The 22,256-nt window shown below is 64.7% G+C and carries 19 protein-coding genes; 7 read left to right on the top strand and 12 right to left on the bottom strand.

Annotated elements, in window-relative coordinates:
* The first annotated feature begins 366 nt into the window (after positions 1-366).
* The 4 genes from OC450_RS18540 to uraD all read left to right on the top strand — a co-directional run bounded on the left by OC450_RS18540 (position 367) and on the right by uraD (position 2,978).
* The gene (locus OC450_RS18540; RefSeq protein ID WP_372703294.1) at positions 367-645 is read left to right on the top strand and encodes a hypothetical protein; all 279 of its coding nucleotides are present in this window, start codon (positions 367-369) and stop codon (positions 643-645) included.
* An 89-nt stretch (positions 646-734) separates the two neighbouring features.
* Positions 735-1,148, top strand: a complete 414-nt coding sequence (locus OC450_RS18535; RefSeq protein ID WP_211384828.1) for a DUF3830 family protein — start codon at positions 735-737, stop codon at positions 1,146-1,148.
* Positions 1,149-2,084 (top strand): allantoinase PuuE, encoded by a 936-nt coding sequence (gene puuE, locus OC450_RS18530; RefSeq protein ID WP_262048402.1) that lies wholly within the window; start codon positions 1,149-1,151, stop codon positions 2,082-2,084.
* Positions 2,085-2,090: 6 nt separating this feature from the next.
* Complete coding sequence (gene uraD / locus OC450_RS18525; protein ID WP_262048401.1) at positions 2,091-2,978, top strand: 2-oxo-4-hydroxy-4-carboxy-5-ureidoimidazoline decarboxylase; 888 nt, start codon at positions 2,091-2,093, stop codon at positions 2,976-2,978.
* Here uraD and OC450_RS18520 read toward each other — a convergent pair.
* Together OC450_RS18520 and OC450_RS18515 are read right to left on the bottom strand one after the other, a co-directional pair.
* Complete coding sequence (locus tag OC450_RS18520) at positions 2,975-5,701, bottom strand: molybdopterin-dependent oxidoreductase (RefSeq protein WP_211384831.1); 2,727 nt, start codon at positions 5,699-5,701, stop codon at positions 2,975-2,977. The genes uraD and OC450_RS18520 overlap by 4 nt on opposite strands.
* Complete coding sequence (locus OC450_RS18515; protein ID WP_211384832.1) at positions 5,698-6,525, bottom strand: FAD binding domain-containing protein; 828 nt, start codon at positions 6,523-6,525, stop codon at positions 5,698-5,700. Before OC450_RS18515 ends, OC450_RS18520 begins: the two co-directional genes overlap by 4 nt.
* 149 nt (positions 6,526-6,674) lie before the next feature.
* Here OC450_RS18515 and OC450_RS18510 point away from each other — a divergent pair, with 149 nt between their 5' ends.
* On the top strand, positions 6,675-8,024 hold the full coding sequence (locus OC450_RS18510; RefSeq protein ID WP_211384833.1) for an 8-oxoguanine deaminase: 1,350 nt from the start codon (positions 6,675-6,677) through the stop codon (positions 8,022-8,024).
* Between the two features lie 112 nt (positions 8,025-8,136).
* On the opposite strand, the gene OC450_RS18505 is transcribed toward OC450_RS18510, so the two are convergent.
* From OC450_RS18505 to OC450_RS18490, 4 genes are all read right to left on the bottom strand, one after another.
* Positions 8,137-9,213, bottom strand: coding sequence for a BMP family ABC transporter substrate-binding protein (locus OC450_RS18505; protein WP_256809375.1), 1,077 nt, complete (start codon positions 9,211-9,213; stop codon positions 8,137-8,139).
* 77 nt (positions 9,214-9,290) lie between these two features.
* Positions 9,291-10,208, bottom strand: a complete 918-nt coding sequence (locus OC450_RS18500) for an ABC transporter permease (protein ID WP_211384835.1) — start codon at positions 10,206-10,208, stop codon at positions 9,291-9,293.
* Positions 10,195-11,286, bottom strand: a complete 1,092-nt coding sequence (locus OC450_RS18495; protein ID WP_256809377.1) for an ABC transporter permease — start codon at positions 11,284-11,286, stop codon at positions 10,195-10,197. Before OC450_RS18495 ends, OC450_RS18500 begins: the two co-directional genes overlap by 14 nt.
* Positions 11,270-12,841, bottom strand: a complete 1,572-nt coding sequence (locus OC450_RS18490) for an ABC transporter ATP-binding protein (protein ID WP_211384837.1) — start codon at positions 12,839-12,841, stop codon at positions 11,270-11,272. Before OC450_RS18490 ends, OC450_RS18495 begins: the two co-directional genes overlap by 17 nt.
* 582 nt (positions 12,842-13,423) lie before the next feature.
* Between OC450_RS18490 and OC450_RS18485 the strand changes: the two genes are divergently transcribed.
* Complete coding sequence (locus OC450_RS18485) at positions 13,424-14,533, top strand: hypothetical protein (RefSeq protein ID WP_211384838.1); 1,110 nt, start codon at positions 13,424-13,426, stop codon at positions 14,531-14,533.
* A gap of 133 nt (positions 14,534-14,666) precedes the next feature.
* On the opposite strand, the gene OC450_RS18480 is transcribed toward OC450_RS18485, so the two are convergent.
* Genes OC450_RS18480 through OC450_RS18455 form a run of 6 tightly spaced genes read right to left on the bottom strand, consistent with a single transcriptional unit; the run spans position 14,667 to position 20,534 of the window.
* On the bottom strand, positions 14,667-15,152 hold the full coding sequence (locus OC450_RS18480) for a nucleoside deaminase (RefSeq protein WP_211384839.1): 486 nt from the start codon (positions 15,150-15,152) through the stop codon (positions 14,667-14,669).
* A 10-nt stretch (positions 15,153-15,162) separates the two neighbouring features.
* Positions 15,163-16,680 carry an ABC transporter ATP-binding protein gene (locus tag OC450_RS18475; protein WP_211385364.1) on the bottom strand — a complete coding sequence of 506 codons (1,518 nt, stop codon included), beginning with the start codon at positions 16,678-16,680 and terminating at the stop codon, positions 15,163-15,165.
* An 11-nt stretch (positions 16,681-16,691) separates the two neighbouring features.
* The gene (locus OC450_RS18470; RefSeq protein WP_211384840.1) at positions 16,692-17,375 is read right to left on the bottom strand and encodes a cysteine hydrolase family protein; all 684 of its coding nucleotides are present in this window, start codon (positions 17,373-17,375) and stop codon (positions 16,692-16,694) included.
* 11 nt (positions 17,376-17,386) lie between these two features.
* Positions 17,387-18,313 (bottom strand): ABC transporter permease, encoded by a 927-nt coding sequence (locus tag OC450_RS18465; RefSeq protein ID WP_211384841.1) that lies wholly within the window; start codon positions 18,311-18,313, stop codon positions 17,387-17,389.
* Complete coding sequence (locus OC450_RS18460; protein WP_211384842.1) at positions 18,313-19,425, bottom strand: ABC transporter permease; 1,113 nt, start codon at positions 19,423-19,425, stop codon at positions 18,313-18,315. Before OC450_RS18460 ends, OC450_RS18465 begins: the two co-directional genes overlap by 1 nt.
* The gene (locus OC450_RS18455; protein ID WP_211384843.1) at positions 19,422-20,534 is read right to left on the bottom strand and encodes a BMP family ABC transporter substrate-binding protein; all 1,113 of its coding nucleotides are present in this window, start codon (positions 20,532-20,534) and stop codon (positions 19,422-19,424) included. The genes OC450_RS18460 and OC450_RS18455 overlap by 4 nt, the downstream gene beginning before the upstream one ends.
* A 409-nt stretch (positions 20,535-20,943) precedes the next feature.
* Between OC450_RS18455 and OC450_RS18450 the strand changes: the two genes are divergently transcribed.
* Complete coding sequence (locus tag OC450_RS18450) at positions 20,944-22,203, top strand: allantoate amidohydrolase (protein ID WP_211384844.1); 1,260 nt, start codon at positions 20,944-20,946, stop codon at positions 22,201-22,203.
* Positions 22,204-22,256: the final 53 nt, after the last annotated feature.

The raw sequence follows: 22,256 nt of genomic DNA, 5'->3' as shown, positions 1-22,256 counted from the left end.
CGGCATAAGCCGTCCAACCACTGCGCAGGGAAGGCCGAGTGATTGGCTACACCTGCATGCTGCTGTGCGGTTCTTTTGCGCTACATCTTCGCGCAGCGGACCGCGGGTGCCAGCCGGCACCCGGCCTTCCCTGCGCCCTCTTGGCTTGGAGAGGGCGGAGCGACAAAGCAAAGCTCGGGCGAAATGCGCCGCGAGGATGCGAAGGCGTGCCTGCGACACAATTCGAAGAGCGGAGCCGTCGCCTCATACTCCGTCATTGCGATCGCAGCGAAGCTAAATATTCGGCAATCGTGCCCGCACCGCCGATGGACTTGATTGGCGCAATCCGGTTCAATGCGGCGAATGAGGGTCTATCGAGCGACAATGATGTCGAAATATCTGCTGGTTATTCTGCTGATCGCCTCGCCGGCCATGGCGCAGATCAAGCTGACCCCAAAGACCACGGCGGCGCATCCGGACCCCTGCGCGCCGATCGGGCGAACCGCGGACGGCAAGCTGGTCTACTCCATGAAATGCGAGAACCTGCCGGCGCCGCCCGCGCCGCCGCCGCAGGCGGAACTGAAGGAGGCGCCGCTGCCTGCCGCCGAGCCGGAGCCGGAGGTGCGTCGGAGCGGCGTTTTCGGCTGGTCCTACGACCGCAGGTGATGTGGCCTCCCACTTGCGCGAACCTGTCTGGAATGCTCTTTGCTTGAAGATTCCCCGTGGGGGCAGCGCCCCCGATCCAGAGAGATGAGATGAGCAAACTCGTTATCCGCGCCGGCGATTTTACCTTCGATGCCCGCTTCGAGGAGCAAGCCGCGCCCAAGACCGTCGCTGCGTTCCGCAAGGCGCTGCCGTTCGAAAGCCATATCATCCATGTGCGCTGGAGCGGCGAGGGCGTGTGGATGCCGCTCGGCGACCTCGATTTCGGCGTGGGCTACGAGAACCACACCAGCTATCCCGCGCCCGGCCAGATCATCCTCTATCCCGGCGGCATCAGCGAGACCGAGATCCTGATGGCCTATGGCGGCGTGAGCTTCGCCAGCAAGATGGGCCAGCTCGCCGGCAACCACTTCATCACCGTGACCTCTGGGCTGGAGAACCTGGCAACGCTCGGCAAGAGCGTGCTGTGGAAGGGCGCGCTGCCGATCCGCTTCGAGGAAGTCTGAGTGACTGAGACCCGCTACCCGCGCGATCTCCGCGGTTACGGCCGCAACCCGCCGCATCCGCAATGGCCTGATAATGCGCGGGTCGCGGTGCAGTTCGTCGTCAATTTCGAGGAGGGCGGCGAGAACAACATCCTGCACGGCGATCGCGCCTCGGAAGCGTTCCTGTCCGACGTGCTCGGCGCACAGCCCTGGCCGGGCCAGCGCCATGCCAATATCGAATCGATGTTCGAGTACGGCTCGCGCGCCGGCTTCTGGCGGCTGTGGCGGATGTTCAGCGAACGCAAATGGCCGACCACCGTGTTCGGCGTCGCCACCGCGTTGAAGCGCAATCCGGAGATCGTCGCGGCGATGAAGGAGGCGGGCTGGGACATCGCGAGCCATAGCCTGAAGTGGATCGAGCACAAGGACATGACCGAGGCGCAGGAGCGTGCGGAAATCGCCGAAGCGATCCGCGTCCATCTTGAGGCGACCGGATCGCGGCCGCTTGGCTGGTACACCGGGCGCTCCTCGATCAACACCAACCGTCTCCTGATGGAGGAGGGCGGCTTCCTTTATCTCTGTGACTCCTACGCCGACGATCTGCCCTATTGGGTCAAGGGCGCCAGCGGCAAGCAGCTGATCATCCCCTATACGCTTGACGCCAACGACATGCGCTTCATCAACCCGCAGGGATTTGCGGAAGGCGAGCAATTCTTCACCTATTTGAAGGATGCCTTCGATGTTCTCTACGCCGAAGGTGAGACCGCGCCGAAGATGATGTCGGTGGGACTGCACTGCCGCCTCGCCGGCCGGCCGGGCCGCGCGGCGGGGCTGATCCGCTTCCTCGACTACATCGGCAAGCATGAGCGTGTCTGGGTTCCGACGCGGCTCCAGATCGCACGGCACTGGCACGACAAGCACGCGCACCTTGCGGCCGACGCATTCGAGATCGGGTGAGAGACGATGTCGCAGATCTCGCTTTCTGATCTCAATGCCGCCAGCGAAGCCGATTTCATCGCCGCGCTCGCCAATGTCGTAGAATATTCGCCGTGGATCGCAGAGCAGCTCGCCGGGAAGCGGCCGTTCGCCGGCATCAACCAGTTGCACGCCGCGCTGATGGCGGCGATCCAGAGTGCCGAACCCGACGTGCAATTGGCGCTGATCCGTGCGCATCCGGATCTCGCCAACAAGACCCAGCGCGCGGCGGGCCTCACGGCGGAATCGACCGACGAGCAGAACAGCGCCGGCCTCGACCGGCTCTCTGATGCCGAATACGCCGCGTTCGAGCGCGTCAACAAGGCCTATCGCGACAAGTTCGACATCCCCTATATCGTCTGCGTACGTCGTCACACCAAGGATTCCGTGCTGAGCGACTTCGAGGCGCGGTTGCGCAATATCGCCAAGACCGAGATGCGCCGCGCGATCGAGGAGATTGGCCGCATCTCGGCGTTGCGCCTCGATCAGCTCGTTGTTGCCGACGATAAGCTGAAAGTGCACGGCCGGCTGTCGACCCACGTGCTCGACAATCACGCAGGCAAGCCCGCTCCAGGCATCCCGGTGGAGCTCGTCGAACTCGCCGCTCTCGGCGAGAGCCGCATCATCGCGCGCACCTTCACCAATGCGGACGGGCGTACCGATCAACCGCTGATCGGCGGTCGTCCGCTGCCGATCGGCAGCTATGAGCTCCGCTTCAGCGTGGCCAAATATTATGCCGAGCGCAACGTCCAGCTCACCGACCCGGCGTTCCTCGACGTGATTCCGCTGCGCTTTGCGATCAGCGAGCCGGAAAGCCATTACCACGTGCCGCTGCTGGTCACGCCGTGGAGCTACTCGACCTATCGTGGCAGCTAGTCGCCAAATTTCTCGTGCAGTGCCGGAAACAGCCGGTCCGGCTTGAAGGGAGGCGCGGTGAAGCGGATGCCGGTGGCGTCCGCGATCGCATTGCCGAGCGCGGCGGCGACCGGATTGTACGGGCTCTCGCTCATCGACTTCGCTCCCAGCGGTCCGATCGTGTCGCTGGTCTCGGCGAAGAAGACTTCCGTACGCGGCACGTCGGCGAAGGAGGGCAGGTGGTAATCGCGGAATTTCGGATTGGTGACGCGGCCGTCCGCGTCGATCACCATCTCCTCGTAGAGCGCCGCACCGAGCGCCTGCGCGACGCCGCCCTCGACCTGGCCGCGGCACTGCATGGGATTGGCGACGACGCCGGCATCCGCCGCCTGCACGCTCCTGAGAATCTTCAGCTCGCCGGTGCCCTTGTTCACGGCGACGCGGAAACCCTGCACGTTGAAGCCGACCGAACGCGGCGTGCCGCCGGAACGGCCGGTGCCTGCGAACGGCTGTCCGCGTTCGCGCGCAAGCCTGGCCAATTCCGCAAACGACATACGCCGCACGCCGCTGACGACAGCGTCGCCTTCGAGCGTGCAGCCGCCGACCTCACAGAGCCATGCAGCGGCTGCCGCCGCCTTCAGCTCGGTCGCAAGCTGCATGGCTGCCTCATGGGTCGCCTTGCCGGCGACGAAGGTGCCGGCGCTGCCATAGGCGCCGGTGTCGTGGCCGCCATGGGCGGTGTCGGACTGGCGCAGATGGATGCGGTCGACGGTTGTCGCCAGCACGGTGGCGGCGATCTGCCGGTGCACGGTGCTTGTGCCGTTGCCGAACTCGGCGGTGCCGACGGTGAGATCGAAGCCGCCGTGGTCGTTGAGCGCGATCTTGGCGTCGGCGAGGTGGCCGGCTGGCGGCACCGTGTCGATCATGGTCAGCGCGACGCCGTCGCCGACCAGCCATTCCGGCGACAGGTCCGGCTGCGGACCATCGGCCTGCATCGCGCGCTCGACGAGGTCGAGGCACTGGTCGAGCCCGTAGGAGCCATAGAGCACGTCGTGAAATTCGGATGGCGGCGGCGACAGCATGGGATCGCCGGGCTTGACGACGTTGCGCCGGCGCATGTCGTAGGGGCTGATCCCGAGTTGCGTTGCCAGCTCGTCGATCGCGGCTTCGATCGCAATCTGCGTTTGCGGCAGGCCATAGCCGCGAAATGCCCCCGCCGGCACCGTGTTGGTGTAGACGGCGAAGCCGTCGACCTTCTTGTTCGGACAGTTGTAGACGCTGATGGACTCGGCCAGCGAGTGGAACATCACCGGGCCGGCGTGATTGCCGTAAGCACCGGTGTTGGAGAGCACCTCGAGCTGGAGCGCGGTGAGCTTGCCGTCCGCGTCTGCACCGGCCTTGATGTGGACGCGCATCGGATGCCGCGTCGAGGTTGCGATGAACTGCTCCTCGCGGGTGAGCTCCAGCTTCACCGGCCGCCCGGTCTTCAGCGCGGCAAGCGCCAGGATGTCCTCGACGAACATCTCCTGCTTGCCGCCAAAGCCGCCGCCGACGCGTTCGCAGAACACGCGGACCTTGTCCATGGGAAGCTCGAAGATATCCGACAGCGCGCGCCGGGTCAGGAACGGTACCTGCGTCGAGGTGCGGACATTGAGCACGCCCGACGCATCAAGCCAGGCGAGCCCGCCATGGGTTTCCAGAGCGGCATGCTGCACGCGATGGCTGTGGAAGGTGGCCTCGTAGGTGACGGCGGATGTCGCGAGCGCGGCCGCAACGTCGCCGAATTCGCCGTGCGTCTCCGCGACGAGGTTACGCTGGGCGTCGGCAACGCGATTTTCGCTGGTCCGATCGGGATGAATGATCGGCGCGCCCGGCGCCATCGCCTTCTCAGGGTCGATCAGCGCAGGCAGAAGCTCGTAACTGACCTGCAGCCGGCGGCAGGCCTCCTCGGCGGCGGCCTCGCTTTCGGCGACGACGGCGGCGACCTTCTGGCCGATGAAGCGGACGACGTCGTCGAGGATTCGGGTATCCTCCGGATCCATCCAGTCCTTCTCATGCCGCGCGGTCGAGATCAGGATCGTTGGAGCATCCTCATGCGTCAGCACCGCGTGCACGCCGGGAACGCGAAGGGCGTCCGATTTGTCGATCGCGACGATCTTCGCGTGCGCGTGCGGCGAGCGGAGCAGCTTGATATGCAGCAGGCCGTCGATCTGCGTGTCGAATGTGTAGCGCGCCTTGCCGCGCACGACGTCGGGTCCAGCCGGAGCCGGCAGGCTGCGGCCGAATGCAGCGCCGGGCTCGACGCTCTCCTCGACATTGATCTTGCCGAGAAGCGCATCCTCGATCGAACGATAGCCGGTGCAGCGACAGATGTTGCCCTTCAGCGCGACGCCGAGATCGGTGCGCTGCGCCTGATTCAGCGACGCGCAGGTCAGGATCATGCCGGCGGTGCAGAAGCCGCATTGAAAGCCTTGCGCATCGAGGAAGGCCTGCTGCATCGGATGCGCGCCGTGGTCGTCGCCGAGACCTTCGATCGTGGTGACGGCACGGCCTTCGGCGCGGAAAGCCGGGATCAGGCAGCTATGTACCGGCTCGCCGTCGAGCAACACGGTGCAGGCGCCGCAATCGCCGGCGTCGCAGCCCTTCTTCACGCCGAAATGGCCGAGCTCGCGCAGAAACGTGCGCAGGCACTGGCCGGCGCGCGGGCTCTGCGAAAACGGCTTGCCGTTGATCTCGAAGCTCATGATGGCGTCGCGTCCAGAAGTTCGTCACGGATCTCCTCGGCAAGCCGCAGTGTCATGTGCTTGCGCCAGAGCGGCTTGCCGTGGATGTCGGTGTGGTACAGATCGTCCGTGATCTGCCGAGCAATAGCGTCGCGAAGCGGGCTCGCCTCCGGGGCCTTGCGAAAGGACAATCGGATCGGCCGCACCGTCGATGCGGTGACCGTGATCGTCAGCGTGCCGTCGGCATCCAGGCTGCCGATCAGGAGCGCCGCCGAGCGGCCGACCGGTGCCAGCGAGATCTGGCGAAAGGCCGTGCGGCGCTTCAACGCGGCGATCGGAATATCGATTTGCCGGAGCAGGTCCCCCGGCATCAGAAGGTTGCGCTGGTTGCCGGTGACGAAGTCCGCGACTTGCATCTTCTGTTCACCGCCGCCGGCCTTCCAGATGGTACAGACGCCATCGAGCGCCGCGGTGAGCGAGATCATCGGTCCTGCCGGCAACGACATGCAGAGATTGCCGCCGACCGTCGCCGTCTTCCAGATCTTGAACGAAGCAAGGAAGGCGCGGCAGCATTGGTTGATCAGCGGCGACGCGAACCAGCCGAACGGACAGGCGAGCCCATCGAGCTGCGCGATGGTGCACGTGGCGGCAATGCTGAGATGACTGTCGGTGACCGTCAGCGCCGGCCACTTCAGGTCGGTGAGATCGATGAGCCGAGCCAGGTGGACTTGCGGCTCCGAGAACAGCCATGTGCCGCCCGCGAGCCAAGCATCACCTGGCGTCCAAACGGGCAGCTGCGCGCGCGTTTGCGGATGGGTGACCGCTGTGATGGTATTCAAATCCATGGCCGCGCCAACGCTTCCGCCCGGTGAATCGTGCAGATGAGTCTTGCAAGACCGGAGCCAAGTCGCAACAACAAGTCGCAGCAGGATGGCGTTCGGGCTGGCGTCTGTCTTGCAGGCCTGCCGTCAGCGGATGTGAGGAGAGCAGGATCATGAGCGACGCAAAGCCGATCTGGATCAAGGATCCGCTGGCCATCCTCGCCGACGGGGCCGAGTGCGGGGTCGTGGTGAAGGACGGCCGGATCGTCGAGCTGGTGCCGGTCGGCGCTGCGCCCGCAACTGCGGATGTCGCAGTGTTCGATGCCGGCGAACACGTCGTGCTGCCCGGCCTCATCAACACCCACCATCATTTCTACCAGACCCTGACGCGGGCGTTGCCGGCGGCGATGGATCGCGAACTGTTTCCCTGGCTCCAGGCGCTCTATCCGGTCTGGGCGAAGCTGACGCCGGAGCGGCTGCAGCTCGGCGTCACGGTGGCGATGTCCGAGCTGCTGCTGTCGGGCTGCACCACCACGACCGACCACCATTACGTGTTCCCTGCGGGGCTCGAGGAATCCGTCGACATCGAGGTTGACGTCGCAAAACGTCTTGGCGTGCGCGTGCTGCTCACGCGCGGCTCGATGAACCTGTCGCAGCGCGATGGCGGCCTGCCGCCCGATAGCGTCGTGCAGGACGAAGACACCATCCTCGCCGACAGCGCGCGCGTGGTTGCCAAGCATCATCAGCGAGGTGCGGATGCGATGGTGCAGATCGCGCTCGCGCCGTGCTCGCCGTTCTCGGTGACGACGTCCCTGATGCGTGCCACCGCCGAGCTCGCCGACAAGCTCGAAGTACGCCTGCATACCCATCTCGCCGAGACCGAGGACGAGAACAGGTTCTGCCAGCAGATGTACGGCTGCCGTCCGCTCGACTATCTCGAGCAATGCGGCTGGCTCAATGCGCGCACTTGGCTCGCCCATGGTATCTTCTTCGATGCCGACGAGATGAAGCGGTTGGGCCGCGCCGGGACGAGCATCAGCCATTGCGCCTGCAGCAACCAGCTCCTGGCATCCGGCTGCTGTCCCGTGTGCGATTTGGAGGAAGCCGGCGTCGGCATCGGCATCGGGGTGGACGGTTCGGCCTCGAATGATGGATCGAACCTGATGCAGGAGGTGCGGGCGGCGTTCCTCCTGCAGCGGGCGCGCTACGGGGTGGCGAAGGTCAGCCACAAGGATGCGCTGCGCTGGGCCACCAAGGGTTCGGCAGCCTGCGTCGGCCGGCCGGAACTCGGTGAGATCGCCGTCGGCAAGGCAGCCGATCTTGCGCTGTTCCGGCTCGATGAGCTGCGCTTCTCCGGCCATGGCGATCCTCTGGCCGCAGTGGTGCTGTGCGGGGCGCATCGGGCTGATCGGGTGATGGTGGCTGGAAAATGGGCCGTAGTCGATGGCGCGATCCCGGGCCTCGACGTTGCAGACCTCATCCGCCGCCATAGTGCGGCGGCGCGGGCCATGCAGGCCGGATAATATCCCGGCGAAAATAGAAAGAGGGGGCGACCACAAGTGCCGGGTGCTTCTGGCCACCCCCTCCGAACCTCCTCCGGGAGGAGCAGGTGATCTAGGCAATGCAAGAAGCGTGCTACTTGCCCGGCAGCTTGTCGTCGATGCCCTTGACGTAGAAATTCATGCCGAGGATCTGGCCGTCGTCGAGGTGATCGCCGCCTTTACACTCGACCGGCTTGCCGTCCTGCCCAATGACCGGGCACTTGAACGGATGCAGCTTGCCCGCGGTGATCGCCGCCTGGGCATCTTCGGCCATCTTCTTCACGTCGTCAGGCATGTTGGTGTAGGGCGCCATCGCGAACATGTGGCTGTCGAGGCCGCCCCAGGTGTCCTCGGACTTCCAGGTTCCGTCGAGCTCGGCTTTGACGCGGGCGATGTAATAGGGGCCCCAGGTGTCCAGGATCGAGGTGAGCTGGGTCTTCGGCCCGAACTTGATCATCTCGGAGTCCTGGCCGAAGGCGAGCTTGCCGCGTTCGCTGGCGATCTGCATCGCCGCCGGCGAGTCCGTGTGCTGCATGATCACGTCGGCGCCCTGGTCGATCAGCGCCTTGGCGGCGTCGGCTTCCTTGCCCGGGTCGAACCAGGTGTTGGCCCAGATGATCTTGACCTTGATGTTCGGGTTGATGGTCTGCGCCGCCAGGATCGTCGCGTTGATGCCGGAGACGACCTCCGGAATCGGGAACGAGCCGATATAGCCGAGCACGCCGGACTTCGACATCTTGGCCGCGATCAGGCCCTGGATGTAGCGGCCCTGGTACCATTTGGCCGAATAGGTCGACATGTTCTTGTCGCGCTTGTAGCCGGTCGAATGCTCGAAATGCACGTTCGGATACTTCTTGGCGACCTTCAGCGTCGGATCCATGTAGCCGAACGAGGTCGTGAAGATCAGCTTGTTGCCGGCGCGGACGAGCTGCTCGATGGCGCGTTCGGCATCGGGACCTTCGGGCACATTCTCCAGATAGGTGGTCTCGATCTTGTCGCCCAGTTCCTTCACCAGCGCCTGGCGCGCGAGGTCGTGCTGGTAGGTCCAGCCAAGGTCTCCGATCGGACCGAGGTAAATGAAGCCGACCTTGAGCTTGTCGGCGGCGGAGGCTGCACTGACGCTTCCGGCAAGCAAAAGCCCGGCAGCCAGCGCAAGAAGTGTTTTCCTCATCATCAATCTCCAAACATCAGGGGAAAGCCACGATCCGCACCGTGCGCGCCCCATCGCGCACGGTGCGGAAATGAAACTCAGCGGTCAGGCACGAACACGGTGCCCAGCGCAGCCGGCGCGGTCGATCCGCCCGTGCGCGCGCGGGAGAGCAGGACCAGGACGATGACGGTCGCAAGGTAAGGCAGCGCCGACATGAGCTGCGAGGGAACGCCGACGCCCCAGCCCTGCGCGTGCAGCTGCAGGATCGTCACCGCGCCGAACAGGTAGGCGCCGACCACGAGCCGTCCGGGTCGCCAGGACGAGAACACGACCAGCGCCAGCGCGATCCAGCCGCGGCCTGCGGTCATGCCGGGAATGAAGAACGGCGTATAGGCGAGCGGCAAGTAAGCGCCGGCAAGTCCGGCGCAGGCGCCGCCGAACATCACGGCGAAGGTTCGGATGCGCAGCACGGGATAGCCGAGCGCATGGGCGGAGACGTGGTTGTCGCCGCAGGCGCGCAGGATCAGGCCCGGCCGGGTACGGTATAGAAACCACCAGACGCCGACGATCAGCGCCAGCGAGAAGTAGACGAAGGCGTCTTCGCCGAACAGCACGCGGCCGATCAGCGGAATGTCCGTGAGACCGGGGATGTGGAGATGAACCGCCGGCGTGATGCGCTCACCGACAAATCCGGCGCCGATCAGGCCGGACAGTCCGATGCCGAGAATGGTCAGAGCAAGGCCTGTCGCAACCTGGTTGACCGCGAGCCCGAGCGTCATCAGAGCGAAGACCAGCGACATCAATGTGCCCGCAACGATGCCGAACAGCGCGCCGATGAAGATCGAACCGGTCAGCCAGGCGCCGGCAAAGCCGCAGGCCGCCCCGACGATCATCATGCCCTCGACGCCGAGATTGAGCACGCCGGATCGTTCGGTCACGAGCTCGCCGGTCGCCGCGATCAGGAGCGGCGTCGAGGCGGCGAGCACTGCGAGGATGATGGCTTCAATTAGCTCCACGAGCCACCTGTCGGTTCGGGAAGACCAGCTTGAAGCGGTAGAGAATGAGGGAATCGCAGGCGAGCACGTAGAACAGCAGGATGCCTTGAAAGACCTTGGTGACGTCCAACGGGATCTTCATCGCGATCTGCGCCTGCTCGCCGCCGATAAAGGTCAATGCGAGAAAAAGGCCTGCAATTAAAATTCCAAGCGGGTTCAGCCGACCGAGGAAGGCAACGATGATCGCGGTAAAGCCGTAGCCGGGGGAGATGCCGGGCTGGAGGTGTCCGACGGGACCTGCGACCTCGATGATGCCGGCAAGGCCCGCGAGTGCACCCGAGACGGCGAAGGTCAGGAGGATCAACTGGTTCGAATTGAATCCGCCGAACCGCGCGGCGCGGGGGGCTGCGCCCACCACGCGGATCTCGAATCCCTTGATGGTGCGTCCGAGCAGGATCGCCACCGCCGCGACGACCAGCAAGGCGATGATCGAGCCGAGATGCAGCCGGCCGCCTTCGATCAGCAGCGGAACGGTTGCGACCGGATCGAATTCGGCCGTGGTCGGAAAGTTGAAGCCGTTCGGATCGCGCCAGGGGCCGCGCACCAGATAGTCGAGGAAGAGATCGGCGACATAAACCAGCATCAGGCTGGTCAGGATTTCGCTGGCGCCGAACCTCACCTTGCAGATCGCCGGGATCAGCGCATAGAGCGCGCCTGCCGCGGCGGCGAGCACGAACATGACCGGCAGTACCCAGGCGCCGGCGTCGGTGCCTTGCGTCTTCACGGCGATCCAGCTTCCGGCGACAGCGCCGATCAGAAATTGCCCCTCGGCGCCGATGTTCCAGGCATTGGCGAGATAGCAAAGCGACAGCCCGATCGCGATCATCACCAGCGGTGTCGCTTTCACCGCGATCTCCTGCAGCGAATAACTGTCGGTCAGAGGCGCGATGAAATAGGCGTGCAGGGCAAGGAGCGGATTCTTGCCGAGGATCGCGAACAGGATGACCATGGTGACGATCGTCAGGCCGATTGCGATCAGCGGCGAGACCAGCGCGATCGTGTTGGAACGCTCGGCGCGCTTCTCAAGCACCAACTGCATGCGCGGCCTCCTTCGGCTCCAGGCTGCTGCCGCCCATGAGGAGGCCGAGCTTTTCGCGAGTGGCTTCGCTTGTTGCGAGCGGCGCGGACAGTCGGCCATGGAACATGACGGCAATGCGGTCGGCGATTTCCGCCAGTTCGTCGAGGTCCTGGCTGGTGACGAGCACGGCGGCGCCCGCGGTTGCCAGATCAAGCAGCGCCTGGCGGATGACGGCGGCCGCGCCGGCATCGACGCCCCAGGTCGGCTGGCTCACCACCAGCACGGCGGGGTTGCGCAGGATCTCGCGTCCCACGATGAACTTTTGCAGATTGCCGCCGGAGAGGGATGCGGCTTCCGGATCGCGCTTGGCCTTGCGGACGTCGAACGTCTCGGTTGCGCGGTCGACGGTCTTGAGCGTGGCCGCGGTGTCGATAAAGCCATGATTGACCATACCGCTCGCGGCATGGCCGGTGAGCAGCGCGTTCTCCGACAGCCTCATGCGCGGCGCGGTGCCGTGGCCGAGCCGCTCTTCGGGAACGAAAGCCGCACCCAGCTTGCGCCGCTGCGTGATCGAGAGATGGCCTGCGGCGATGCCTTCGATCACCACCGTACCGGGATCCTTGGACAGGCGCTCGCCGGACAGCGCGGCGAATAGCTCGTCCTGGCCGTTGCCGGCGACGCCGGCGATGCCCAGGATTTCGCCGCCCTTCAACTCGAACGAGATGTGCTCCAGTCGCACGCCGTGCGCCTCGCTAGGGGCCAGCGAAAGATCGTTGACGACGAGCCGAGGTACGGTGGTCGTCCGGCCGGCGGCAGCCTTCACTTGCTTGATTTCGCCACCGACCATCATGCGCGCGAGCGAAGCTGCGGTCTCGAGCCCGGGATTGCAGGTCTGGATCTTCTTGCCGCCGCGCAGGATCGTTGCGGTGTCGCAGAGGCGCTTCACCTCCTCCAGCTTGTGGCTGATGTAGAGGATGGCGCGGCCTTCGGCCTTCAGCCGCTCCAGCACGATGAAGAGCTGGTCGGCTTCCTGCGGCGTCAGCACCGCCGTGGGCTCGTCCAGGATCAGGAATTTCGGATTCTGCATCAGCGCGCGGACGATCTCGATGCGCTGGCGCTCGCCGACCGACAATTGCCAGACCTCGCGTTTGGGATCGAGCGGCAGTCCATACGTCTTCGACACCTGCTCCAGTCGCGCCGACATGTCCTTGAAGGATTCCTTGCCGTCAAGGCCGAGCGCGACGTTCTCGGCGACGGTGAGATTGTCGAACAGCGAGAAATGCTGGAACACCATGCCGATGCCGCGGTCGCGCGCTTCCGAGGGACCGGCCAACACGATCGGCAGGCCCTGCCAGAAAATCTGGCCGGCGCTGGGCTGGATCAGCCCGTAGATCGCCTTGACCAGCGTCGACTTGCCGGCGCCGTTTTCACCGAGCAGCGCGTGGATTTCCGTTGGCCAGATATCGATGTCGATGGAATCGTTGGCGAGGAAGTCGCCATAGCGCTTGGTGAGCCCGATCGTCCTGAGGAGCGGAGACTCGCCGGAATGCAGGCCGTTAGCCGTGGGATCCAACATTCGCTGATGCGCTTGCTTGGGGTGAAGTGCCTCAATAGTGGGCTAGTTTAAACCGCCGCGTAAGGTGTGAAAAAGCGTCATCCCTTGCTCAACGCTTTGGCAGGCAGACGCGTCGGCAAGTCGCGGCGCTCGTCAGCGGATCGTCGCCTCCGGCCGCCTCTGGAGAACTGTTGCTGCCGCCTCCTGCTTATGGCGTCTGTTGCAAATTTGTGACGGTTCAAGCCAAATCGGAACCTGCTGTGCAGGCTTGATGCGAAGTTGAGCAAAACTCCGCCAGCGCGCGTATGCAATTCCCGATCGTGAGGACAATCGCCGTGGCCAATTTTGTCGACACCGTCCGCTCGACGCAAAAGACAAACGAAATCAATCGGGAATGTCCGGCAAGGACGGCCATCGCGCGACCTGGCGCACGTGACAGCGAAGCAAAAAAAATCTTCTGAATTTCGCTGAGAGGCGCCGCTTGCTGCTGAAACGTGCGGCATGGCTTGAAAGAAGTTGAGGCTTCTCACCCCGGGAGATCGGCGCAAGTGTCGCACCCAAGGGACGTTCATTTTTACGTGTCCAAACTTGGGGGTATTCAGGATGTCGTTTCGTTTCAGGGCAATTGCAGCAGCGGCGCTGTCACTTGCCACGCTCGCCACAAGTGGCCTTGCTCAGGCCGCGGACTTGCCGGTCAAGGCCGCCAAGAAGGCGGCCGACCTCCCGTTCTTCCTGGTGATCGACGACCGCGTCACCTTCTCCTACATCTTCGACGCCTCGCAGCCGGGCGCGTTCACCAACACTAACGGGGTGATCAACGCCAAGACGACGAAGCAGGTCTACTCCTTCACCCATTTCGACGCCTGGGCTTACGGCACCAACTTCTTCACCATCTCGCTGTTCAAGTCGGACCACAACGACCCGGCAGGTCCCTGCACCGCTACCGGCGTGATCGTGTCGCCGGCTGCAGGCTTCGCAGCGACGCCCGCAAACTGCGCCGGCGCAACCGAAATCTATGGCCTGTTCCGCTCGACCTTCGGCTGGAACGAGATCTTCAACACCAAGGCCTTCACGCAAGGCCCGCTGCATAACATCTCGTTCGAGGTTGGCATGGATGCCAACACAGAGAACCGGTACTTCGGCGCCGCCAAGCGCGACGTCGTCGCCGGTCTGCAGTTCGCCTTCGATCTTCCCTACAAGGGCTACTTCAACGTAGCGCCGCTGGTGTATTGGGAGTTCGCCAACCACAACTCCTTCTCGCAGTGCGGCGCCGGTTGGTCGGCCCCGTGCATCGCCGACGGCAACACGTCGTTCAAGCCGACCTGGGCGGTCGAAACCAACTACTATATGGACCTCGGTTTCCTGCCGGCGAACATGCAGTACTTCTCGATCAGCGGCCGCGCCGGCTGGTACGGCAAGAAGGGAACGGACACGGAGCCGCTTCCGGCCAGCGTTGCCAACAACGTCTATCCCACCAAGGTCGAGTTCAACTCGGAGCCGATCCGCCTGACGCTCGATGCCTCGAAGGCGGTCTGGGGTGAGAAGTACTCGCACTTCGTCGACGTTTGGGTCGCCTATCGCTACTGGCAGAACAAGTTCGGCCTCGATCACAACAACGCCTTTGCTTGCACCACTTTCGTCGGTGGCACGAAGGTGAGCACCGGCTCCTGCACCGAATCCTCGCTGTACTCCGGTATCACCGTGAAGTTCTAACCACCTGACGCGTCAGGTGAACGACGATGACGCCGCGTCAAACCTCCGCGGCGTCATCTTCATGTGTGGGATGCGCTGGTGCCGTCGCCAGGGCCTTCCGCGAGAGCGGGAGCAAGGCTCGCTCGGCAAGCGGCTACTTCGTCCACACGCCGTCGTGCAGCGCTTCGGCCTCGTCTTCGAGCAGCGGTCCAACGACCTCAGTCGGTCGCTGCCCGCTGGCGAACACCTCACGGCAGGGCAGATCGAGCGTCGGGTTCTCCGGATGGTTGCCGGTGATCCCGCGCAGACGCTCCTCGCTGAGACCGTAGACGACGCGGCCGATGCCGGCCCAGTAGATCGCGCCGGCGCACATCGCGCAGGGCTCGGCGGAGGAATAGAGCGTAGCCTTCGCCAGCGCCTCGCGGCTCGATGTGCGGCAGGCTTGCGTGGCCGCCAAGCGCTCGGCATGCGCGGTGCCGTCGTGGTCCGGCATATAGCCGTTCTCGGTCTCGATCAGCACCTTGCCGTCCGCGTCGACGACGATGCAGCCGAAGGGGTGGTTGCCATGGGTGAGGGAACGGCGGGCGACCGCCAAGGACAGCCGAAGGAAGTGTTCGTCGCGTTCGGTTCCGCCGTCCATCAGGGTGCGCTCAATGGCCCGCCATGTGCCGGCCGACCACGGTGAGGTCGGCTTCGCTGGTCCGTGCTTCATACACGAATTCGCCGTGGAACATCACCACCAGCCGGTCGGAGAGTTCGAGCAGCTCGTCGAGATCCTCGCTGACGAGCAGCACGGCGGCGCCGCGGTTGCGTGCCGCCATGATCTCGGCGTGGATCTGCGCCACGGCTGCGAAGTCGAGGCCGAAGCAGGGATTGGCGGCAATCAGCACCTCGACGTCGCCGCCGAGCTCGCGGGCGAGCACGGCACGCTGGACGTTGCCGCCAGACAGTGCCGAGATCGGCGTATCGGGCGTGCGGGTCTTGATCTTGTACTGGGCGATCTTCTTCTTCGCGTCGTCGCGGAAGGCACCACGGTTGAGCCACCAGCCGCCACTTGCAAAGGGTGCGCGGTCGAACTCGCGGAAGGCGATGTTGTCGGCAACGCTCATGCCGCCGACGCAGGCATTCTTCAGCGGCTCCTCGGGAAGGAGCGACATCTTGTGCCGTCGCATCTCCTCGCGGCTGGCATGGTAGGGATCGCCGGCGACGCGGATTTCTCCGCCCTCCGCCTCGCGCTGGCCGGCTAAAACCTCGACCAACTGGCGCTGGCCGTTGCCGGAGACGCCGGCAATGCCGACGATCTCGCCGGCGCGGACCGTGAGCGAGACATTGTGCACGGCGATGGCGCCGGCATCGTCAAGCGCACGGACCCTTTCGAGTTCCAGTCTGGCAGTGCCGGCCTCGCCGGTGCGCGGCGGCTGCACCGTCAATTCCTCGGCGCCGATCATGGTGCGCGCCATCGCATCGGGCGTCAGCTCGGCGACCCTGCCGGCTCCGGCGAGCTTGCCGCGGCGCAGGATCGTGACGTCGTCCGCGAAGGCCATGACCTCGCGAAATTTGTGCGTGATCATCAAAATGGTCAGCTCGCCCTTGACCACCATGTCGCGTAGCATGCCGAGCACCTCGTCGGCCTCCGCCGGCGTCAGCACCGAGGTCGGCTCGTCCAGGATCAGGAAGCGGCGCTTCAGATAGAGCTGCTTGAGGATCTCGCATTTCTGGCGCTCGCCGGCGGAGATGTCGGAGACCCTTGCCGAGAGCGGCACCTTGAACGGCATCCGCGCCAGAAAGGCCTCAAGGTCCTTCATCTCGCTGGACCAGTTCACCACTGCCGGAACGTCGTCGCGCGCCAGCACGAGATTTTCAGCGACCGTCATGGCCGGCACCAGCGTAAAGTGCTGGTAGACCATGCCGAGGCCGAGTGCGTGGGCGTCCTTCGGATTGCCGACCGCCTGCTCGCGCCCGCCGACCAGGATGTCGCCCTCGGTGGCGTGGTAGTAGCCCATGATGCATTTGACCAGGGTCGACTTGCCGGCGCCGTTCTCGCCGAGCAGGGCATGGAACGAGCCCGGCCGCACCTTCAGCTCGACATTGTCGAGCGCCACGAAGTCGCCGAAGCGCATGGTCATGGCGATGGCGTCGACGCCGAAGGCGCCCGACGGCGGAGGCATTTCGCCGATGATCACGAAATCACTCCGATGAACGCGTCGGAGGTCGAGACCGCGCCGAACACGCCGCCCTGCATCTTGATCATCTTCAACGCGTGCTCATGGTTGCTCTTGTCGGTCGCGCCGCAGCAATCGTGCAACAGCACGCATTCGAAGCCGCGGTCGTTGGCCTCACGCATGGTGGTGTGGACGCAGACATCGGTGGTGATGCCCGTCAGCACGATGTTCGCGATACCACGCACGCGCAGGATCAGTTCGAGATCGGTGGCGCAGAACGAGCCCTTGCCGGGCTTGTCGATAACAGGTTCGCCCGGCAGCGGCGCCAGCTCCGGGATGATGTCCCAGCCGGGCTCGCCGCGCACCAGGATGCGCCCGCACGGGCCGGGATCGCCAATGCCGGCGCCGATCTGCCGCGAACGCCAGCGCTTGTTGGCGGGGAGATCGGACAGATCGGGGCGGTGGCCTTCGCGCGTATGGATGACGTGAAAGCTTTGGGCACGCATCGCCGCGAGCAGCTTCCTGATCGGTTCGATCGGCGCCCGCGTCAGCGAGAGGTCGTAGCCCATCTTGTCGACATAGCCGCCGACACCGCAGAAATCGGTCTGCATGTCGATGATGATGAGCGCGGTGTTCTCGGGGCGCAGATCGCCGTTATAAGGCCAGGCGTAGGGCTCGGACTTGATGGTGCGCTCGGGCATGATTTCGCTCTCTAGCGTGTGATCGACAATTCGGCCGGGGCTCCGGTCAACGTGCGTTTCGGCGAGCAGGTGATGATCATGATCGCCAGCGTCAGGATGTAGGGCGCGGCGTTGAACAGATGATAGCCGGACGTGACGCCGACCGATTGTAGCGCCGGTCCAAGCGCCGCGGCGCCGCCGAAAGCGAGCGAGGCCCACAGGCACAGCAGCGGATCCCAGCGCGCGAAGATCACGAGCGCCACCGCCGTGATGCCCTGGCCGGACGACAGGCCCTCGTTCCAGCTTCCGGGATAGAACAACGACAGGAACGAGCCGCCGATGCCGGCGAGGAAGCCGCCCACCATCGTGGCGCGCAAGCGGATCAGCAGCACGGAGTGGCCCATCGCACGGGCCGCGTCCGAACTCTCGCCGGCGGTGCGGATCAGGATGCCCCAGCGCGTGGTGCGGAACGCCCAATAGAGGATCGGCGCGAGGGCGACACCGATCAGGAAGAGCACATTGACGCGCAAGGCGGCGCGGACCTGCGGGATGTCGCTCCACCAGCCGAAATCGATCGCGGGCAGGCGCGGCGCGGTGGGCTCGATCAGCGGTTTGCCGAGGTAGAAGGCAAGCCCGGTGCCGAACAGCATCAGCGCGATACCGACGGCGACGTCGTTGACGCGCGGCAACGAGCAGATGCCGGCGTGAAGGGCGCCCAACAGTGCTCCGGTGATGCCGGCGGCGAGCACGCCCAACCATGGCGATCCCGAGAGATAGGAGATGCCGTATGCGCTCATCGCGCCCATCACCAGCGTGCCTTCGAGGCCGAGATTGATGCGGCCGGAGCGCTCGGTGATGCATTCGCCCAGGCTCACGAACAGGAACGGGGTGGAGACGCGAATTGCGCCGCCGAGCACGGCGAGCGGGACGGTCCAGAGTCCGATCGAGCCATCTGCCATCAGGACTTGCCTTTCAGGAATCCGATGCGGCCATAGAGCGCGTCGCTGGCCAGCACGAAGACGAAGATGATGCCCTGCAGCACCAGCACGGATGCATCCGGCAATCCGAGGCGGCGTTGGAGCAAGCCGCCGCTGGCGCTAATTCCTCCGAGCAGGATCGCGACGGGGATGATGGCGAGCGGGTTATGCCGCGCCAGGAACGCGACTAGGATGCCGGTGAAGCCGTAGCCGGCCGCGAGGTTGGCGTTGGTGCGCCCCTGCACGGCCGCGACCTCGACCATGCCGGCAAGGCCCGCGGCGCCGCCGGCGAGGAAACAGATGGTCAGGATCAGCTTGCTGACGCCGAGGCCGACGATCTTTGCGGCGCGGATGTTGCCGCCGGCAACACGCGCGGCGAAGCCGAATACAGTATGATAGATCAGGATGTAGGCGGCGATGGCGGCGATCAGTCCGAACACGAGGCCCCAATGCACGTCGGTGCCGGGGATGGTGCCGATCATGTTGGCCGCGCCGATCTCGCGCGTCGAAGGCTTGTTGAGGCTGGCGGGATCGCGCATCGCGCCTTCGACGAGATGATTGAGGACCGCAAGCGCGATGTAGACGAGTAGCAGGCTCGAGATCGTTTCGTTGACGCCGCGATATTGCCGCAGCGCGCCCGAGAGCATGACCCACAGGCCGCCGCCGATCACGCCGGCAACGACCATGGCGATCTGCACGATGAGCGGGGGCAGGCCCTGCAGCGCCAGCGCGGCGCTGGTTGCCGACAGCGCGCCGATCAGGAGCGCGCCTTCGCCGCCGATGATGACCATGCCGAGCTGCGCGGGCAGCGCCGTGCAGAGCGCGGTAAGGATCAGCGGCGCCGCGCGCGTCAGCGTGTTCTGCCAGGAGAACCAGGTGCCGAAGGCGCCGTAATACATGTAGAAATAAAGGTCGAGCGGGTTCTTGCCGAACATTGCGACGAAGATGCCGAAGACCACGAGCGCGCCGGCAAGCGCCGCGCCCGGGATCAGGACATATTCGATCGTGCCGCCGTGACGTTGGAGGAATCCTGCATCGGCGGCCGGGGCAACAGTCCCGACCGCTTCAGTGGAATCCACCGCTTCCGTCGTCACGAAGTCGCTCCGAGCACGCCCTCGACCAGGTAGTCCATCTTCTCGAGTTCAGGATCCTTCTGGCCGCGATCAGTGCCGGCCGGGATCACCGTCTTGCCCTTGTTATCGACCAGCCCGCCCTTGAAGATGGCGTAGCCTTCGGCGGACAGGAATTTGGCCTTGACCTCGTCCGCATGCTTGCGCGCCTCGGCAGACACCGCTTCGCCGTAGGGCGAGGTCTTGACGATCTCTTCCTTGAGGCCGCCGCGGTAAAAGTTCGGGATGCTCTCGCCGGCGGCGATCATCTTGACGAACTTCGGATAGAGCGCTTCCCAATTCCACTCGGCGCCGGTGAGATAGGCCTTCGGCGCGAGCGGAGACTGGTTGACGTGATAGCCGCATACCATGGCACCGCGGCGCGCGGCGTTCTCGACCATCGTCTTCGGGCCGTCGACGTGGCAGGTGAGCACGTCCACGCCCTGGTCGATCAGGCTGTTCGTGGCCTCGGCTTCCTTGACCGGCATCGACCAGTCGCCGGTGAAGATCACCTGCGTCGTGGCCTTGGGATTGGCAAGCCGGGCGCCGAGTGCGAAGGCGTTGATGTTGCGCAGCACCTGCGGAATCGGCTTAGCCGCGACGAAGCCGAGCTTGCCGCTCTTGGAAGTGTAGCCGGCGACGATGCCGGAGATGTACTGGGCCTCGTCGATATAACCGAAATAGCTGCCGGCGTTCTTAGGATCCTTGTCCGACCAGAGCCCGCCGCAGTGCTCGAAGCGAAGCTTCGGAAACTTGTTGGCCATCTTGATCATGTGAGGATTGTAGTAACCGAACGAGGTCGGGAAGAGCAGGGTGGCTCCGTCGAGATTGATCATGGACTCGATCGTCTTCTCGACCGCGTCGGTCTCCGGCACTTTCTCTTCTTCCACGACCTTGAGACCGGGAATTTTCTTCAGCGCTGCCGCGCCCTGCGCATGCGCCTGATTGTAGCCGTAGTCATCGCGCGATCCGACATAGATGAAGCCGATGGTGGTATCGGCCGCGAAGGCCGGGCGGGCGCCGGCCGCCGCCCCGAGGGTGAGGGCCGCGCTACCTTGCAACAAATGACGTCGTGAAATCCTGCCAAAATCCATTGCTCGCTCCCCTTGGCGGATGAACCGCCCCAATCTCGCGGCTGCGCCGGTCTGGCGGAGCCCTGGGATAGTTGTCGCAAGCTTCGTGCCAGAGGCCGGGAAGTGAGCGAGATCATACAAGTAATTGAAATATATATATTATAGTCTCTACTCCGATCCCTGATCAGGAAATCACCAGATGAAATTTTAGGCAGGAATTTATGATTGTATGCAAGGGAGTTAAGCAATGTTAACAGGCCTGGACGGGTGCATGACAAGAGCCGGGCGGTCTGCCGCCGACCCGCATTCATGCTAACCACGCGCTGACCGGAACGGCGTCGGCAGCGTGATTTCGCTGGCACCGAACTTGTATCGATTTGCCGCCAGGACCGCCGCTGCCGCGGTCCCATGAGATGGGAAGCTCGCCGAGATGGGTGCTGGTAACGCCGTTCAGACTGCATCGCTCGGCGAAGAGATCGTGCGTCGCATCAACGAGCTTGGTGCGATCTCGGAAGAAGGCGACAAGCTCACCCGCATCTATCTCACAAGAGAGCTGCGCACGGCTGCCGACCTCATCCTGAGCTGGATGCGCGATGCCGGCATGAGTGCGCATCTCGACGCGATCGGCAATGTCTGCGGGCGCTACGAAGGCGAGCGGCCGGGGGCGCCTTGCCTGATGCTTGGTTCGCACTACGACACCGTGCGCGATGCCGGTAAATGGGACGGACCGCTGGGCGTGGTGACCGCCATTGCCTGCGTCGCCGATCTCAACCGCCGCGGCAAGCGCCTGCCGTTCGCGATCGAAATCGTCGGTTTTGCGGATGAGGAGGGGGTGCGCTTCGCCTCGACCTTGCTGGGCAGCCGCGCGCTGGCCGGCACTTTTGACGAGAGCGTTCTGAACACGCGTGATCGTGATGGCGTGTCCATGCGCGATGCGCTCGTGCAGTTCGGGCTCGACCCCGATCACATCGGCGCGGCCGCGCGGACCCGGCGCGAGCTGCTCGCCTACCTCGAGCTGCACATCGAGCAGGGGCCTGTGCTGGAAGCCCAGAATCTTCCCGTCGGCGTCGTTACCGCGATCGCAGGCGCCACGCGCCTTGCCGCGCGGCTGACCGGCATGGCCGGTCACGCCGGCACGGTGCCGATGGCGCTGCGCCGTGATGCGCTCGCCGGTGCGGCCGAATGCATCGGCGCGATCGAGCAGTTCTGCCGGACCGACGCGAGCGGCCTCGTCGGCACCGTTGGTTACATCCAGGCGAGGCCCGGCGCGACCAACGTCATTCCGGGCGAGGTGTCCTTCACCATCGACATGCGCGCGCCGACCGACATGCATCGCAAGCGCGCGGTCGCGGATGTCGTCAGGCAGATCGAGGCGATCGCAAAGCGCCGTCAACTGGCGCTTCAGCTCGACGTCACCCACGAAAATCGCACCGCGCCTTGCGCGCCATGGCTCAAGGAGCAGATCGCGCAGGCTATCAAGGCGGAAGGTTTTTCCGGGTTCGAGCTGCCGAGCGGGGCGGGGCATGACGGCATGGCGATGATCGACATCGCCGATGTCGGCATGATCTTCGTCCGCTGCCGCGGCGGCATCAGCCATCACCCGGACGAGCATGTGGAGTTCGCCGACGCCGACGCCGGCGCGCGGGTGCTGCTGCGGGTGATCGAGAATTTTCGGCCGCGGGAAGGCTAGGTCGAGCCCGCAAGTCACCGGATGGAGATACGAATCAGGCACCATTGGAATGG

Source organism: Bradyrhizobium sp. Bra78 (assembly GCF_024519855.1).
Classification (GTDB): Bacteria; Pseudomonadota; Alphaproteobacteria; order Rhizobiales; family Xanthobacteraceae; genus Bradyrhizobium; species Bradyrhizobium japonicum_G.
The sequence above is the reverse complement of the archived record's forward strand: the minus strand, read 5'-3'. Positions and strand labels throughout refer to the sequence as shown.